Origin of the sequence: Pseudomonas sp. LRP2-20 (assembly GCF_024349685.1) — a bacterium.
Classification (GTDB): Bacteria; Pseudomonadota; Gammaproteobacteria; order Pseudomonadales; family Pseudomonadaceae; genus Aquipseudomonas.
Genome location: NZ_AP025944.1, coordinates 1,300,544 through 1,317,301 on the forward strand (window position 1 = coordinate 1,300,544; position 16,758 = coordinate 1,317,301).

12 protein-coding genes are annotated in these 16,758 nt (G+C 62.6%); all 12 read left to right on the forward strand.

Annotated features, from left to right (window positions below):
• Positions 1 to 12 precede the first annotated feature (12 nt).
• Positions 13 to 1,365 carry a sigma E protease regulator RseP gene (rseP, locus tag OCX61_RS05680; RefSeq protein WP_261942963.1) on the forward strand — a complete coding sequence of 451 codons (1,353 nt, stop codon included), beginning with the start codon at positions 13 to 15 and terminating at the stop codon, positions 1,363 to 1,365.
• A 74-nt stretch (positions 1,366 to 1,439) separates the two neighbouring features.
• Complete coding sequence (gene bamA / locus OCX61_RS05685; protein WP_261942964.1) at positions 1,440 to 3,788, forward strand: outer membrane protein assembly factor BamA; 2,349 nt, start codon at positions 1,440 to 1,442, stop codon at positions 3,786 to 3,788.
• A gap of 44 nt (positions 3,789 to 3,832) precedes the next feature.
• Positions 3,833 to 4,336, forward strand: coding sequence for an OmpH/Skp family outer membrane protein (locus OCX61_RS05690; RefSeq protein WP_003252311.1), 504 nt, complete (start codon positions 3,833 to 3,835; stop codon positions 4,334 to 4,336).
• A 1-nt stretch (position 4,337) separates the two neighbouring features.
• Positions 4,338 to 5,393: a UDP-3-O-(3-hydroxymyristoyl)glucosamine N-acyltransferase gene (lpxD, locus tag OCX61_RS05695; RefSeq protein WP_261942965.1), complete on the forward strand. Its 1,056-nt coding sequence runs from the start codon at positions 4,338 to 4,340 to the stop codon at positions 5,391 to 5,393.
• A 113-nt stretch (positions 5,394 to 5,506) separates the two neighbouring features.
• On the forward strand, positions 5,507 to 5,947 hold the full coding sequence (fabZ, locus tag OCX61_RS05700) for a 3-hydroxyacyl-ACP dehydratase FabZ (protein ID WP_003252314.1): 441 nt from the start codon (positions 5,507 to 5,509) through the stop codon (positions 5,945 to 5,947).
• Positions 5,944 to 6,720 carry an acyl-ACP--UDP-N-acetylglucosamine O-acyltransferase gene (gene lpxA / locus OCX61_RS05705; protein ID WP_085675614.1) on the forward strand — a complete coding sequence of 259 codons (777 nt, stop codon included), beginning with the start codon at positions 5,944 to 5,946 and terminating at the stop codon, positions 6,718 to 6,720. Before fabZ ends, lpxA begins: the two co-directional genes overlap by 4 nt.
• Before the next feature lies 1 nt (position 6,721).
• Complete coding sequence (lpxB, locus tag OCX61_RS05710) at positions 6,722 to 7,849, forward strand: lipid-A-disaccharide synthase (protein WP_261942966.1); 1,128 nt, start codon at positions 6,722 to 6,724, stop codon at positions 7,847 to 7,849.
• A gap of 1 nt (position 7,850) precedes the next feature.
• Positions 7,851 to 8,474 carry a ribonuclease HII gene (rnhB, locus tag OCX61_RS05715; protein ID WP_085675616.1) on the forward strand — a complete coding sequence of 208 codons (624 nt, stop codon included), beginning with the start codon at positions 7,851 to 7,853 and terminating at the stop codon, positions 8,472 to 8,474.
• 206 nt (positions 8,475 to 8,680) lie between these two features.
• On the forward strand, positions 8,681 to 12,205 hold the full coding sequence (gene dnaE / locus OCX61_RS05720; RefSeq protein ID WP_261942967.1) for a DNA polymerase III subunit alpha: 3,525 nt from the start codon (positions 8,681 to 8,683) through the stop codon (positions 12,203 to 12,205).
• Between the two features lie 105 nt (positions 12,206 to 12,310).
• Positions 12,311 to 13,258 (forward strand): acetyl-CoA carboxylase carboxyl transferase subunit alpha, encoded by a 948-nt coding sequence (accA, locus tag OCX61_RS05725; RefSeq protein WP_015269200.1) that lies wholly within the window; start codon positions 12,311 to 12,313, stop codon positions 13,256 to 13,258.
• Between the two features lie 137 nt (positions 13,259 to 13,395).
• On the forward strand, positions 13,396 to 14,679 hold the full coding sequence (gene tilS / locus OCX61_RS05730; RefSeq protein WP_261942968.1) for a tRNA lysidine(34) synthetase TilS: 1,284 nt from the start codon (positions 13,396 to 13,398) through the stop codon (positions 14,677 to 14,679).
• 269 nt (positions 14,680 to 14,948) lie between these two features.
• The gene (pyrG, locus tag OCX61_RS05735; RefSeq protein WP_050704421.1) at positions 14,949 to 16,577 is read left to right on the forward strand and encodes a CTP synthase; all 1,629 of its coding nucleotides are present in this window, start codon (positions 14,949 to 14,951) and stop codon (positions 16,575 to 16,577) included.
• Positions 16,578 to 16,758: the final 181 nt, after the last annotated feature.

The window sequence follows — 16,758 nt, forward strand, 5'->3', positions numbered from 1 at the left end:
TCGGAGATAGATATGACTGCGCTCTACATGATTGTCGGCACCCTGGTGGCGCTGGGTGTATTGGTCACGTTCCACGAATTCGGCCACTTCTGGGTTGCCCGGCGCTGTGGCGTCAAGGTGCTGCGCTTCTCCGTCGGTTTCGGCACGCCGCTGCTGCGCTGGCACGACCGCCAGGGCACCGAGTTCGTGGTGGCGGCGATCCCGCTGGGCGGCTACGTCAAGATGCTCGACGAGCGTGAAGGCGATGTGCCTGCGGCGCTCGCCCATCAGTCTTTCAATCGCAAGTCTGTGCGCCAGCGCATCGCGATCGTCGCAGCAGGCCCCATTGCCAACTTCCTCCTGGCCATCGTCTTCTTCTGGCTGTTGGCCATGCTCGGCACGCAGCAGGTCCGCCCGGTCATCGGTGCGGTCGAATCCGGGAGCCTGGCGGCGTCGGCCGGATTCACCGCTGGTCAGGAAATTGTATCTATTGATGGCAAGGCGACCAGCGGTTGGTCGGCGGTCAATCTGCAACTGGTTCGGCGCCTGGGCGAGAGCGGCACGCTGCAAGTGGGTGTGCGCGACGAAGGTGCCAGTGCCGAGCGCCAGCTGCAGGTAAAGCTGGATCATTGGCTCAAGGGCGCTGACGAGCCGGATCCCATCCAGTCGCTGGGCCTGCGCCCATGGCGCCCGGCAGTGGCGCCGGTCTTGGCCGAGATCGATCCGAAAGGCCCGGCCGCTGCCGCTGGTCTGAAGGCTGGCGACAAGCTGCTTGCTCTGGACGGTGCTGCGCTGAGTGATTGGCAGCAGGTGGTGGACAGTGTCCGCGCCCGCCCGGATGCCCAGGTGGTGCTGCGTGTCGAGCGCGATGGTGCGGCCCTGGATGTGCCGGTCACGCTGGCTCACAAAGGTGAAGGCAAGGCAGCCGGGGGCTACCTTGGGGCAGGTGTGAAGGGGGCCGAATGGCCGGCCAGCATGCTCCGCGAAGTCAGCTATGGCCCGCTGGATGCCGTGGGCGAGGGCCTCTCGCGGACTTGGAACATGAGTGTCCTGACCCTCGAGTCGCTGAAGAAAATGCTGTTCGGGGAGCTCTCGGTAAAAAACTTGAGCGGACCGATAACCATTGCTAAAGTGGCGGGCGCTTCAGCCCAGTCCGGCGTGGGGGATTTCCTGAATTTCCTGGCCTACCTGAGCATTAGCCTGGGGGTTCTTAACCTGCTGCCCATTCCAGTACTGGATGGGGGGCATTTGCTGTTTTACCTGGTCGAGTGGGCGCGCGGTCGTCCGCTGTCGGAACGGGTGCAAGGTTGGGGGGTCCAGATCGGTATCAGTTTGGTCGTAGGGGTGATGTTGCTCGCCCTGATCAACGATCTGGGTCGACTTTAAAAGCTTCGCTCAATTGCGAACCTGCCGCCTCCATGCGGCGGGTTGTTTATTGCCAGTTGGAATAAAAGGACTTCATGAAACGTCTGCTGCTAACTGCGGTCATGTCCGCACTGATGATCGCTGAAGTTCACGCCGAGTCCTTCACTATCTCCGATATTCGAGTCAACGGCCTGCAGCGGGTATCCGCCGGCAGCGTGTTCGGCGCCTTGCCGCTCAACGTTGGCGACCAGGCTGACGACCGCCGCCTGGTGGAGTCGACCCGTTCGCTGTTCAAGACCGGCTTCTTCCAGGACATCCAGCTCAACCGCGATGGCAACGTCCTGATCATCAACGTGGTCGAGCGCCCGTCGGTGTCGAGCATCGAGATCGAGGGCAACAAGGCGATCAGCACCGATGACCTGATGAAAGGCCTGAAACAGTCTGGCCTGGCCGAAGGCGAGATCTTCCAGCGTGCCACTCTCGAAGGCGTGCGCAACGAGCTGCAGCGCCAGTACGTGGCCCAGGGCCGCTACTCGGCCGAGGTCGACGCCGAGGTGGTGCCTCAGCCGCGCAACCGCGTTGCCCTGAAGATCAAGATCAACGAAGGCACCGTCGCCGCCATCCAGCACATCAACATCGTTGGCAACACCGTGTTCAGCGATGAAGAGCTGCAGCAGCTGTTCGAGCTGAAGACCACCAACTGGCTGTCGTTCTTCAAGAACGATGACAAGTACGCCCGCGAAAAACTCTCCGGTGACCTGGAGCGCCTGCGTTCCTACTACCTGGACCGCGGCTACATCAACATGGACATCGCCTCCACCCAGGTGTCTATCACCCCGGACAAGAAGCACGTCTACATCACCGTCAACGTCAACGAAGGCGAGAAATACACCGTTCGCGACGTGAAGCTGTCGGGTGACCTGAAGGTGCCGGAAGACCAGGTCAAGTCGCTGCTGCTGGTGCAGCCGGGCCAGGTGTTCTCGCGCAAGGTGATGACCACCACCTCCGAGCTGATCACCCGTCGCCTGGGCAACGAAGGCTACACCTTCGCCAACGTCAACGGCGTACCGCAGCCGAACGACCAGGATCACACCGTCGACATCATGTTCGTGGTCGACCCGGGCAAGCGTGCCTACGTCAACCGCATCAACTACCGCGGCAACACCAAGACCGAAGACGAAGTGCTGCGCCGTGAAATGCGCCAGATGGAAGGTGGCTGGGCGTCGACCTACCTGATCGACCAGTCCAAGACCCGTCTGGAGCGCCTGGGCTTCTTCAAGGAAGTCAACGTCGAAACCCCGGCGGTGCCAGGCACCGACGACCAGGTCGACGTCAACTACAGCGTTGAGGAGCAAGCCTCCGGCTCGATCACCGCCAGCGTCGGTTTCGCCCAGAGCGCCGGCCTGATCCTGGGCGGTTCGATCAGCCAGAGCAACTTCCTCGGTACTGGCAACAAGGTGTCCATCGGCCTGACCCGCTCGGAATACCAGACCCGTTACAACTTCGGCTTCGTTGACCCCTACTTCACTGCCGACGGCGTGAGCCTGGGCTACAACGCCTTCTACCGCAGCACCGACTACAGCGATCTTGACGTCGACGTGGCCAGCTATGCCGTAGACAGCCTGGGTGCCGGTGTCAGCCTCGGCTACCCGATCAGCGAAACATCGCGCCTGACCTATGGCCTGAGCGTTCAGCAGGACAAGATCAAGACCGGTAAGTACACCGTTGACGAGATCTTCGACTTCCTCAAGCAGGAAGGCGACAGCTTCACCAACTTCAAGGCCTCGATCGGCTGGTCCGAGTCGACCCTGAACAAAGGTGTACTGGCGACCCGCGGTCACTCCCAGAGCCTGACGCTCGAGAGCACCATTCCGGGCAGCGACCTGTCGTTCTACAAGCTCGACTACCGCGGCCAGCTGTTCAAGCCGATCACCAACGACTACACCCTGCGCCTGCACACCGAACTGGGCTATGGTGATGGTTTCGGTAGCACTTCGGGCCTGCCGTTCTACGAGAACTACTACGCGGGTGGTTTCAACTCTGTCCGTGGCTTCAAGGACAGCAGCCTGGGCCCACGCAGTACACCAAGTACCGGCAAGAACCCGGGTACCATTGCCGACCCGGATCAGGATCCGTTGCCGTTCGGCGGTAACGTGCTGGTGCAAGGTGGTGTTGAATTGCTGTTCCCGCTGCCGTTCGTCAAGGACCAGCGTTCGCTGCGTACCTCCGTGTTCTGGGATGTGGGTAACGTGTTCGACACCAATTGCGGCAGCAAACCGGATTGCGAAAAGGTTGGGTTCTCGGGCATGGCCAGTTCGGTCGGCCTGGGTGTGACCTGGATTACTGCCCTGGGCCCGTTGAGCTTCAGCCTGGCGATGCCGGTGAAGAAGCCGGACGATGCCGATACCCAGGTGTTCCAATTCTCTCTGGGCCAGACCTTCTAAGGTCGGCCCTTGCTTAACGACAACGGTTTTTCCAGGAGTGCATCGTGCGTAAATTGGCTCAACTGGCCGTAGTGGCCGCGGCGCTGGTCGCCACCCCGGCTTTCGCCGAAATGAAGGTTGCCGTGCTGAACTATCAGATGGCCCTGCTCGAATCCGATGCCGCCAAGAAGTACGCGGTCGATGCCGAGAAGAAGTTCGGCCCGCAACTGACCAAGCTGAAAAGCCTGGAAAGCAGCGCCAAGGGCATCCAGGACCGTCTGATCAAGGGCGGCGACAAGATGCAGCAGCAGGAGCGTGAGCGCCTGGAGCTCGAGTTCAAGCAAAAAGCCCGTGACTTCCAGTTCCAGTCCAAGGAGCTGAACGAGGCCAAGGCCGTTGCTGACCGCGACATGCTCAAGCAGCTCAAGCCGAAGCTGGACGGCGCTGTCGAAGAAGTGATCAAGAAGGGCGGCTACGACCTGGTTCTCGAGCGCGGCGCGGTCATCGATGTCAAGCCTCAGTACGACATCACCCGCCAAGTCATCGAGCGCATGAACCAAGCGCGTTGATATGACCGTGACCATGACGCTCGGCCAGCTGGCCGAGGCCCTCGGGGCCACACTCAAAGGCCCTGAGGCGCTGCAGATTACCGGGCTGGCTACCTTGCAAGAGGCCGGTCCCGGTCAATTGAGCTTCCTCGCCAACCCGCAGTACCGCAAATACCTGGACAACTGCCAGGCCGCCGCGGTGCTGCTCAAGGCTGCGGACGCCGAAGGTTTTGCCGGCAATGCCCTGATCGTGGCCGACCCGTACCTGGCTTATGCGCGCATTTCCCACCTGTTCGACCCCAAACCCAAGGCTGTGGCGGGTATTCATCCCAGCGCCGTGGTGGCGGAGGATGCCCAGGTGGATGCCAGTGCCAGTATCGGGCCGTTCGCGGTCATCGAAAGCGGTGCACGCATCGACGCCAACGTCAGCATCGGCGCACATTGCTTCATCGGTGCCCGTTGCGTGGTCGGTGAAGGCGGCTGGCTGGCACCGCGAGTCACGCTGTATCACGACGTGACCATCGGCAAGCGTGTGGTTATCCAGTCGGGTGCCGTGATCGGTGGCGAGGGCTTCGGCTTCGCCAACGAGAAGGGCATCTGGCGCAAGATCGCCCAGATTGGCGGCGTCACCATTGGCGATGACGTGGAAATCGGCGTCAACACTGCCGTTGACCGTGGCGCGCTGTCTGATACCCGGATCGGTGATGGGGTCAAGCTCGATAACCAGATCCAGATCGCCCACAACGTGCAGATCGGTGATCACACGGCCATGGCCGCCTGTGTCGGGATCTCCGGCAGTGCGCGCATCGGCAAGCATTGTATGCTGGCCGGTGGCGTAGGCCTGGTGGGGCATATCGATATCTGCGATAACGTATTCGTCTCCGGGATGACCATGGTGACCCGTTCGATCACCGAGCCAGGCTCTTATTCATCCGGCACGGCCATGCAGCCCCTGGCTGACTGGCGCAAGAGCGCGGCGCGTATCCGCCAGCTCGATGACATGGCCAAGCGTCTCCAGCAGCTGGAAAAACGTGTCGATACCGTGACCTCAGGTGGCCAGCCGACATCAGAAGGCTGATACCATTTCCTGAGCAAGAGTGAACAGTCGCTAGCTGGCTCCTCTTTGGATTGCAAAAGGAGCGTGTGGTCAGCACCTGCGCTCCCTATTCTTATTACAGGCTTCCCCCCGAAATGATGGACATCAACGAGATTCGCGAATACCTGCCTCACCGCTACCCGTTTCTGCTGGTAGATCGCGTGACGGATCTGGACTTCGAGGCCCAGAGCATTCGTGCCTACAAGAATGTCAGCATCAACGAGCCGTTCTTCAATGGCCATTTCCCGGCGCACCCGATCATGCCGGGCGTCCTGATCATCGAAGCCATGGCCCAGGCGGCCGGTATCCTTGGTTTCAAGATGCTCGATGCCAAGCCGGCCGATGGCACCCTGTACTACTTCGTCGGTTCCGACAAACTGCGTTTCCGCCAGCCGGTGCTGCCAGGTGACCAGTTGGTGCTGGAAGCCAAGTTCCTCAGCCGCAAGAGCATGATCTGGAAGTTCGAGTGCCGCGCCCTGGTCGATGGCAAACCAGTCTGCTCGGCTGAAATCACCTGCGCGGAACGCTCCCTATGAGTTCGATTGATCCGCGGGCGATCATCGATCCGTCGGCCAAGCTGGCCGATGGCGTCGAGGTTGGCCCGTGGTCGATCGTCGGCCCTGATGTCGAAATCGGCGAAGGCACAGTGATCGGCCCGCACGTGGTGCTCAAGGGGCCGACCCGGATTGGCAAGCACAACCGCATCTACCAGTTTTCCTCGATTGGCGAAGACACCCCTGACCTCAAGTACAAGGGTGAGCCGACGCGTCTGGTGATCGGTGACCACAACGTGATCCGCGAAGGTGTGACCATTCACCGTGGCACGGTCCAGGACCGCGCGGAAACCACCCTGGGTGATCACAACCTGATCATGGCCTATGCCCACATCGGCCACGACAGCGTGATCGGCAACCACTGCATCCTGGTCAACAACACCGCGCTGGCCGGGCATGTGCACGTGGGCGACTGGGCGATCCTGTCCGGTTTCACCCTGGTGCATCAGTACTGCCACATCGGCGCCCACGCGTTCTCTGGCATGGGCACGGCGATCGGCAAGGACGTGCCGGCCTTCGTCACGGTATTCGGCAGCCCTGCCGAAGCCCGCAGCATGAACTTCGAAGGCATGCGCCGCCGCGGCTTCAGTGACGAGGTCATCCATGCGCTGCGCCGTTCCTACAAGATCGTCTATCGCCAGGGCCTGACGGTGGAAGAGGCGATCAAGGAACTGGACGAGCTGGCCGCCAAGCACGAGCAGGTCGAGCTGTTCCGCCAGTCGATCGTGAACTCCGCTCGCGGCATCACCCGCTGACATGGCGCAGCTTTGCGTAGCCCTGGTCGCGGGTGAGGCCAGCGGCGATATTCTCGGTTCCGGTCTGATGCGCGCCCTCAAGGCGCGCCATCCCGATGTACGTTTCATCGGTGTCGGTGGTCCGCTGATGGAGGCCGAAGGCCTGCAGTCGTACTTCCCCATGGAGCGCCTCGCGGTCATGGGGCTGGTCGAAGTGCTGGGGCGCCTGCGTGAGCTGCTCAAGCGGCGCAAGGCACTGATCCAGACCCTGATCGGCGAAAAGCCCGATGTGTTCATCGGCATCGACGCCCCCGATTTCACCCTAAATATCGAACTGAAACTGCGTCAGGCCGGGATCAAGACCGTACATTACGTCAGTCCGTCGGTCTGGGCGTGGCGGCAGAAGCGTGTGCTGAAGATCCGCGAAGGCTGCGACCTGATGCTGACGCTGTTGCCGTTCGAAGCCCGTTTCTATGAAGAGCAGGGCGTACCGGTGCGGTTCGTCGGCCACCCGTTGGCCGATACCATTCCGTTGGCGGCAGACCGTCAGGCAGCGCGCAGCGAGCTGGGCCTGGCTGATGGCCCGGTGGTTGCGTTGATGCCGGGTAGCCGAGGTGGTGAGGTGGGGCGCCTTGGGGCGCTGTTCCTCGACGCCGCCCAGCGCCTGTGTGAGCTGGTGCCCGGCGTGCGTTTCGTGTTGCCGTGCGCCAACGCGGCGCGTCGTGCCCAGGTCGAGCAGATGCTCGAAGGCCGCGATCTGCCGTTGACCTTGCTCGATGGCCAGTCGCACCGGGCGTTGGCAGCCTGTGACGCGGTGCTGATCGCTTCCGGCACCGCCACGCTGGAGGCCCTGCTGTACAAGCGCCCGATGGTCGTGGCCTATCGCCTGGCACCATTGACCTACTGGATTCTCAAGCGTCTGGTGAAAAGCCCCTACGTGTCGCTGCCCAACCTGCTGGCGCAACGCGAGCTGGTGCCTGAGCTGCTGCAGGATGCCGCGACCAGCGAAGCCCTGGCACAGACCCTGGCACCGCTGGTCACCGACGGTGCCCAGCAGACCGAACGCTTCGACGAGATTCACCGTACGCTGCGCCGCGACGCCTCCAACCAGGCGGCCGACGCGGTGCTGGCCTTGCTCAAGGACCGCTGACATGCAGATTGGACTGGACTTCAACCTGGTAGAAGACCTGGTCGCCGGCGTTGACGAAGTCGGCCGCGGCCCGCTGTGCGGTGCGGTGGTCACGGCGGCGGTGATCCTCGACCCGGCTCGGCCGATTCTCGGCCTGAACGATTCGAAGAAACTTACCGAAGCCAAGCGCGAAGCGCTGTTCGACGAGATCTGCGAAAAAGCCCTGAGCTTCTGCATCGCCCGCGCCGAAGTCGAGGAAATCGACCGGCTGAACATTCTGCAGGCCACCATGCTGGCCATGCAGCGAGCGGTGGAGGGGCTGCACGTGACCCCGAAGCTGGCACTGATCGACGGTAACCGTTGCCCTAAACTGGCGGTGCCAGCTGCGCCAGTGGTCAAGGGCGATAGCCAGGTGCCCGCGATTGCCGCGGCGTCGATCCTGGCGAAGGTGACCCGTGACCGGGAGATGAGCGCGTTCGAGCTGATCTACCCCGGATACGGGATAGGCGGGCACAAGGGCTACCCGACGCCGGTGCACCTCGAAGCCCTGGCGCGTCTTGGGCCAACGCCCATTCATCGGCGTTCCTTCGCCCCGGTGCGGGCAGCCTGGGAAGCCCATATGGGCGTTACCGATTCCCTGATCTGACGCACAAGGGCCGTCTCGCGGCCCGCTCCCCCGTGTAGGAGCGGCTTTAGCCGCGAACACCCGCGCAGCCGGTGCCGTGCACCGCGGCGCCTGGTTCGCGGCTAAAGCCGCTCCTACAGAGATCGTGTTACGAAGCAGCCGTAAATCCCCCTCGCAATTACGCTACAATCCCGCCCTTGTCGTTCAGCACTGCTACAGGACTTTCCATGTCGGTTCCCTTCGTTCACCTGCGCGTCCACTCCGAATTCTCGCTGGTAGACGGCCTGGTGCGGATCAAGCCGCTGGCCAAGGCGCTGGCGGGAATGAACATGCCGGCGGTGGCGATCACCGACCAGAGCAACATGTGCTCGCTGGTCAAGTTCTACAAGACGGCCATGGGCGCCGGGATCAAGCCGATCTGCGGTGCCGACCTGTGGCTGGCCGGTGCCGATCCGGAAGCACCGCTGTCGCGCATCTGCTTCCTGGCCATGAACCCCAAGGGCTATCGCAACCTCACCGAGTTGATCTCCCGTGGCTGGACCGACGGCCAGCGCAACGGCCTGGTGATCCTCCAGCGCGAGTGGATCGCCCCCGCCAGCGAAGGGTTGATTGCCCTGTCCGCCGGCAAGGAAGGCGATATCGGCATGGCCCTGATGAGCGGCCGCCAGGAAGAAGCTGAGCACCTGTTGCGCGACTGGATGGGCATGTTCCCGGAACGTTTCTATGTCGAAGTGCAGCGCACCAACCGCGCCGGTGACGAGGAGTACGTGCACGCCGCCGTGGCGCTGGCCGACCAGCTTGGTGCGCCGCTGGTGGCCACCAACGACGTGCGTTTCATCAAGCAGTCCGACTTCGACGCCCACGAAACCCGCGTCTGCATCGGCGAGGGCTGGACCCTCGACGATCCACGCCGGCCGCGTTGCTATAGCGACCAGCAGTACCTGAAGTCGGCCGAGGAAATGGCCGAGCTGTTCAGCGACCTGCCCGACGCCATCGCCAACACCGTCGAGATCGCCAAGCGTTGCAACATCCAGGTGCAGTTGGGCAAATACTTCCTGCCTGACTTCCCCACGCCCAATGGCATGGGCATCGATGACTATTTGCGGCATGTGTCCCATGAGGGCCTGGAAGAGCGCCTGGCGGTGCTTTGGCCAAAAGAGACCACGCCCAATTACGAAGAGAAGCGCCAGGTCTACCTGGACCGACTGAAGTTCGAACTGGACATCATCATCCAGATGGGTTTCCCCGGTTACTTCCTGATCGTCATGGACTTCATCAAGTGGGCCAAGAATAACGGCGTGCCGGTCGGCCCGGGCCGGGGTTCGGGTGCCGGCTCGCTGGTGGCCTACGTGCTGAAGATCACCGACCTCGACCCGCTGGCCTACGACCTGCTGTTCGAGCGCTTCCTCAACCCGGAACGTATTTCCATGCCCGACTTCGACGTCGACTTCTGCATGGATGGCCGTGACCGGGTGATCGACTACGTGGCCGAAGCCTATGGCCGTAACGCCGTGAGCCAGATCATCACCTTCGGCACCATGGCGGCGAAGGCGGTGGTCCGAGACGTGGCGCGGGTACAGGGCAAGTCCTACGGCCTGGCTGACCGCCTGTCGAAGATGATCCCGTTCGAAGTGGGCATGACCCTGGAGAAGGCCTACGAGCAGGAAGAGATCCTGCGTGACTTCCTCAAGGGTGACGAAGACGCCCGCGAAATCTGGGACATGGCCCTGAAGCTCGAGGGCGTGACGCGCGGTACCGGCAAGCACGCCGGTGGTGTGGTCATCGCCCCGACCAAGCTCACCGACTTCTCGCCGATCGCCTGTGACGAAGAGGGCGGCGGCTTGGTAACCCAGTTCGACAAGGATGACGTCGAGGCCGCCGGCCTGGTGAAGTTCGACTTCCTCGGCCTGCGCACCCTGACCATCATCAAGTGGGCAATGGAGATCATCAACCGCGAGCAGGCCAAGAAGAACCTGCCCGACGTCAACATCGACTTCATCCCGCTGGACGATCGCAAGACTTACGAGCTGTTGCAGAAGGCTGAAACCACGGCGGTGTTCCAGCTTGAATCGCGGGGCATGAAAGAGCTGATCAAGAAGCTCAAGCCCGACTGCCTGGAAGACCTTATCGCACTGGTGGCGCTGTTCCGCCCAGGCCCGCTGCAGTCGGGCATGGTGGACGACTTCATCAACCGCAAGCACGGCCGCGCCGAGCTGGCGTACCCGCACCCGGACTACCAGTACGAAGGCCTGAAGCCGGTACTGGCACCCACCTACGGCATCATCCTGTACCAGGAACAGGTGATGCAGATTGCCCAGGTGATGGCAGGTTACACCCTCGGCGGCGCCGACATGTTGCGCCGTGCGATGGGTAAGAAAAAGCCCGAGGAGATGGCCAAGCAACGCGGTGGTTTCATCGAGGGTTGTGCCAACAACAATATCGATGCGGACCTGGCCGGTAACATCTTCGACCTGGTGGAAAAGTTCGCCGGCTACGGCTTCAACAAATCCCACTCCGCCGCCTATGGCCTGGTGTCGTACCAGACGGCCTGGCTGAAGACCCACCACCCGGCGGCGTTCATGGCGGCCGTACTCTCGGCGGACATGCACAACACCGACAAGGTGGTGGTGCTGGTCGAGGAAGTGCGCAGCATGAAGCTGCGCCTCGATGCGCCGGACGTGAACTTCTCCGACTTCAAGTTCACCGTCAACAACGACGGCCGCATCGTCTACGGCCTGGGGGCGATCAAGGGCGTCGGTGAGGGCCCGGTGGAGGCCATCGTCGAGGCGCGTGCCCAAGGTGGCCCGTTCAAGGACCTGTTCGACTTCTGCGAGCGCATCGACCTGAAACGGGTCAACAAGCGTACCCTCGATGCCTTGATCCGCAGTGGTGCGCTGGACCGCCTGGGCCCGCACTTCCATGATGAGATCAAGGCCTACCACGCCAACATCGACCTCAACCGTGCCACCTTGCTGTCGGCGCTGGGCGAGGCCATCAAGGCCGCCGAACAGGCGGCGCATACCGCTGACAGTGGCCACGTCGACCTGTTCGGCGGCATGTTCGACGCGCCGGATGTCGACGTCTACGCCAACCACCGCAAGGTTCGCGAACTGACCCTCAAGGAGCGCCTGAAGGGCGAGAAGGACACCTTGGGCCTGTACCTCACCGGTCACCCGATCGATGAATATGAAGCCGAGATCCGTCGTTTCGCCCGTCAGCGCATCATCGACCTCAAGCCGTCGCGCGAGACCCAGACCATTGCCGGGATGATCATTGCCCTGCGGGTGATGAAGAACAAGAAGGGCGACAAGATGGGCTTCGTCACCCTGGACGACCGATCCGGGCGTATCGAAGCGTCATTGTTTGCCGATGCCTTCATGGCGGCACAGTCCTTGCTGCAGACTGACGCCATGGTGGTGGTCGAAGGCGAAGTCAGTAACGATGACTTCTCCGGTGGCCTGCGCCTGCGGGTGAAGCAGGTGATGACCATGGAGGACGCGCGCACCAAGCTGGCCGAGAGCCTGCGCCTCAAGGTGGCACACGAGGCGCTCAAGGGTGATCGCCTGAAGTGGCTGGGCGAGCTGATCACCCGCCATCGTGGTGCCTGCCCGATCACCCTGGAGTACACCGGCAGCGATGCCAAGGCCATGTTGCAGTTCGGTGAGCAGTGGTCGATCGACCCGGCCGACGGCCTGATTCAGGCACTGCGTGACCAGTTCGGGCGTGAGAACGTCTTCCTGCAATATCGTTGAATCGACGAAATTTAATCTCGACCTATATGCGCCTGATCCCTTAAGGTAGGGCGCCAAACGGATCAACCGGCCGGCCGCCTGGCCGTAGACCCAAGACGGATGACTATGAACCCGAATTTTCTCGATTTCGAACAGCCGATTGCCGACCTGCAAGCCAAGATCGAAGGCCTGCGCCTGGTAGGCAACGACAACTCGCTGAACATCAGCGATGAAATTGCCCGTCTGCAAGACAAGAGCAACACCCTCACCGAAAGCATCTTCGGCAACCTGACCAGCTGGCAGATCGCCCGCCTGGCCCGTCACCCGCGTCGTCCATACACCCTGGACTACCTGGAGCACATCTTCACCGAGTTCGAAGAACTGCACGGCGACCGCCACTTCTCCGATGACGCTGCCATCGTCGGTGGTACCGCCCGCCTGGACGGCAAGCCAGTGATGGTCATCGGCCACCAGAAGGGCCGTGAAGTGCGTGAGAAGGTACGCCGCAACTTCGGCATGCCGCGCCCTGAAGGCTACCGCAAGGCCTGCCGCCTGATGGAAATGGCCGAGCGCTTCAAGATGCCGATCCTGACCTTCATCGACACTCCGGGCGCCTACCCGGGCATCGATGCCGAAGAGCGTAACCAGAGCGAGGCCATCGCCTGGAACCTGCGCGTCATGGCGCGCCTGAAGACCCCGATCATCGCCACCGTGATCGGTGAGGGTGGTTCCGGCGGTGCGCTGGCCATCGGCGTGTGCGACCAGCTGAACATGCTGCAGTACTCCACCTACTCGGTAATCTCGCCGGAAGGCTGCGCCTCGATCCTGTGGAAGACTGCCGACAAGGCTGCCGACGCTGCTGAAGCCATGGGCATCACCGCCGAGCGCCTGAAGAGCCTGAACATCGTCGACAAGGTCATCCAGGAGCCGCTGGGCGGCGCCCACCGCGACCCGGCGAAAATGTCCGAAAGCATCCGTGCCGACCTGGTGCAGCAGCTGGACATGCTCGGCAAGCTCGACCACGACGCGCTGCTGGCCCGTCGTTACGACCGCCTGATGAGCTACGGCCTCTGATAGAACGCCGGGGCCGCTCTGCGGCCCATTCGCGGGCAAGCCCGCTCCCACAGGTACAGCGCAGGCCTCAGGTGCAGCGCAGATCTTGTGGGAGCGGGCTTGCCCGCGAATGCGGTATCGAACTGTTCGAGGTCCTGATGATTGATCTCACGCCCTGGCTGAACGCCCCCACCTGGTACATCGCTTTCTCCGGCGGCCTCGACTCCACCGTCCTTCTGCACCTGTTGGCCGAACACGCCCGCAACCCTGCAACTCCGCCGCTGCGTGCGCTGCACATCCATCACGGCCTGCAACCCGTCGCCGACGCCTGGCCCGCCCACTGCCAAACCATCTGCGACCAGCTCGGCATCGAGCTCCAGGTCATCCACGTCCAGGTCTCCCTCGGCGCCAGCCTCGAACAGGCCGCCCGCGACGCCCGTTATGCCGCCTTCAAAGAGATCCTCGGTCCCGGCGAAATCCTGTTCACCGCCCAGCACCGCGACGACCAGGCTGAAACCTTGCTCTTTCGCCTGCTGCGCGGCGCCGGCTTGCGTGGCCTGGCGGCAATGCCTGCGCAGCGGCCGTTGGGGCAGGGCAGCCTGGTTCGGCCATTGCTGGCCACTTCGCGTCAGCAGTTGCATGACTACGCCCAAGCCAATGAGCTGGTGTGGATCGAAGACCCGACGAACGTTGATACCACCTTCGACCGCAACTATCTGCGCGCAGCGGTATTCCCGCCGTTGCAGCAGCGTTGGCCGCAGGCCAGCCAGAACATGGCCCGTTGTGCAGAGCATCTGGGGCAGGCGCTGGGCCTGCTCGACGAACTGGCGCAGGGCGATCTGGCCACGGCCGGGGAGGGCGCAGCGCCAGCCTGGGCGGCCATGCCGTCGCTCGATCTGGCAGCGCTCACCTGCTTGTCACCTGCCCGGCAGCGCAATGCCCTGCAGTATTGGCTGAGCCAGCGAACCCGCTTGCCCGATACCCGTCATTGGGCTGGCTGGGCGGATCTGCGCGATGCCGCGGAAGATGCGCAGCCGATCTGGCGGCTTGCCGATGGTCGGTTGCTGCGCAGTCATGGCCGCATCTGGTGGTTGAGTGGCGATTGGCTGCAGCAACCCACGGCTGAGTGCATCTGGGCCGACCCCGGGGCGGCTCTGGCACTGCCGGGCAATGGCAGTGTGCGCCTTGAAGGCGCCGCGGCGCAGGGCGAACTGCGTATCGCCTATCGCCAGGGCGGCGAAGTGCTGGACCTCCCCGGCCGTGGTCGACGCGACCTCAAGCGCCTGCTCAACGAGCTGCAGGTCCCGCACTTCGTGCGCCCGCGCCTGCCGTTGCTATATTGCGGCGAGCGCCTGCTGGCGGTGGCCAATCTGCCTTCGCTGGCGCAGGCCGATTGCCAGCTTCACTGGCAGCCGCCGACGAACGCGCAAGGTTTGAGCTGAAGGGTACATTCCGGTAGACTACCCTCCCTTCTTGATACAACTTCTGTGGCTTCCCCGGAAACACAGCGGTTGCCGATTACCAAGCAGTTTTTTGCTGGGCTGATTCTGGAAATGACGAGCGAGCTCCATGCCGGGGATGCCCCCGGTCTGTACAGACGCGGCAGTTTTTCGAGATGCACTGTGATTGACGCAGGTGATCGGGGGCTTCGGCCTTCCTTCGCTTTCTCCGGCGGCGCTGGCCGCCTTAACGCAGACTTCTAGGGTTTTTCATGACGCGCTACATATTCGTCACGGGCGGTGTTGTTTCTTCATTGGGGAAAGGCATTGCCTCGGCTTCCCTGGCGGCCATCCTGGAAGCGCGGGGCCTGAAGGTCACCATGCTCAAGCTGGATCCGTACATCAACGTCGATCCGGGCACCATGAGCCCGTTCCAGCATGGTGAAGTGTTCGTCACCCACGATGGCGCCGAAACCGACCTCGACCTGGGCCACTACGAGCGGTTCATCCGCACCACCATGACCCAGAACAACAACTTCACCACCGGCCGTATCTACGAGCACGTGCTGCGTAAGGAACGCCGTGGTGACTACCTGGGCGCAACCATCCAGGTCATCCCGCACATCACCGACGAGATCAAGCGTCGCATCATCAAGGGCGCTGGCGATGCCGACGTGGCCCTGGTGGAAATCGGCGGTACCGTGGGTGACATCGAGTCGCAGCCGTTCCTCGAGGCCATCCGCCAGCTGCGCGTCGAAGTGGGCTCCAAGCGCGCCATGCTGATGCACCTGACTCTGGTGCCGTACATCGCCACCGCTGGCGAGACCAAGACCAAGCCGACCCAGCACTCGGTCAAGGAGCTGCGCTCCATCGGCCTGCAGCCTGACGTGCTGATCTGCCGTTCCGACCACCCGGTCGACGCCTCGTCGCGCCGCAAGATCGCGCTGTTCACCAACGTCGAAGAGCGTGCGGTGATTTCGCTGGAAGACGTCGACACCATCTACAAGATCCCAGGCGTGCTGCACGCCCAGGGCCTGGACGACTTCGTCGTTGAGCGCTTCGGCCTGCAGTGCAACAGCGCTGACCTGTCCGAGTGGGACAAGGTGGTCGATGCCAAGCTCAACCCTGAGCAGGAAGTGACCATCGCCATGGTCGGCAAGTACATGGAACTGCTGGACGCGTACAAGTCGCTGATCGAAGCGATGAGCCACGCCGGCATCACCAACCGTACCAAGGTCAACCTGCGTTACATCGATTCCGAAGACATCGAGAACCAGGGCACCAGCCTGCTCGAAGGTGCCGACGCCATTCTGGTGCCGGGCGGTTTCGGCCTGCGTGGCGTGGAAGGCAAGATCACTGCGGTGCAGTACGCCCGTGAGAACAAGGTCCCGTACCTGGGCATCTGCCTGGGGATGCAAGTGGCCGTGATCGAGTTCGCCCGTAACGTGATGGGCTGGAAAGACGCCAACTCCACCGAGTTCGACCGCAACAGCGGCCACCCGGTAGTCGGCCTGATCACCGAGTGGGCAGATGCCACCGGTGCCGTCGAGACCCGTACCGAAGCGTCCGACCTGGGTGGCACCATGCGCCTGGGCGCGCAGGACTGCCAGCTGGCTGCCGGTTCCAAGGTGCACGACTGCTACGGCAAGGATGTGATCACCGAGCGTCACCGTCACCGTTACGAAGTCAACAACAACCTGCTGCCGCAGCTGGTTGACGCTGGTCTGGTGGTTTCCGGTCGTTCCGAAGACGGCGCGCTGGTCGAAGTCGTCGAGTCCAAGGACCACCCATGGTTCGTGGCCTGCCAGTTCCACCCGGAGTTCACCTCCACCCCGCGTGACGGTCACCCGCTGTTCAGCGGCTTCGTCAAGGCGGCCCTGGCCCAGAAGAACAAGGCCTGATTTTTTCAGGTCTTTGATGAGTTTTCCGACGGTTAAAGCCGCGCAAGGCTCATTTCTCGGGTAAAGTACGCCCCGATCTACCCCTGACCGCTCGGTCAGGGGTTGCTTCTGCCAGGCCTGCCTGCTGCGTCCCCGCCTGGTGCAAGGCAAGAATTCCCTAAAGTTGCGTTGTTTTCGTCAA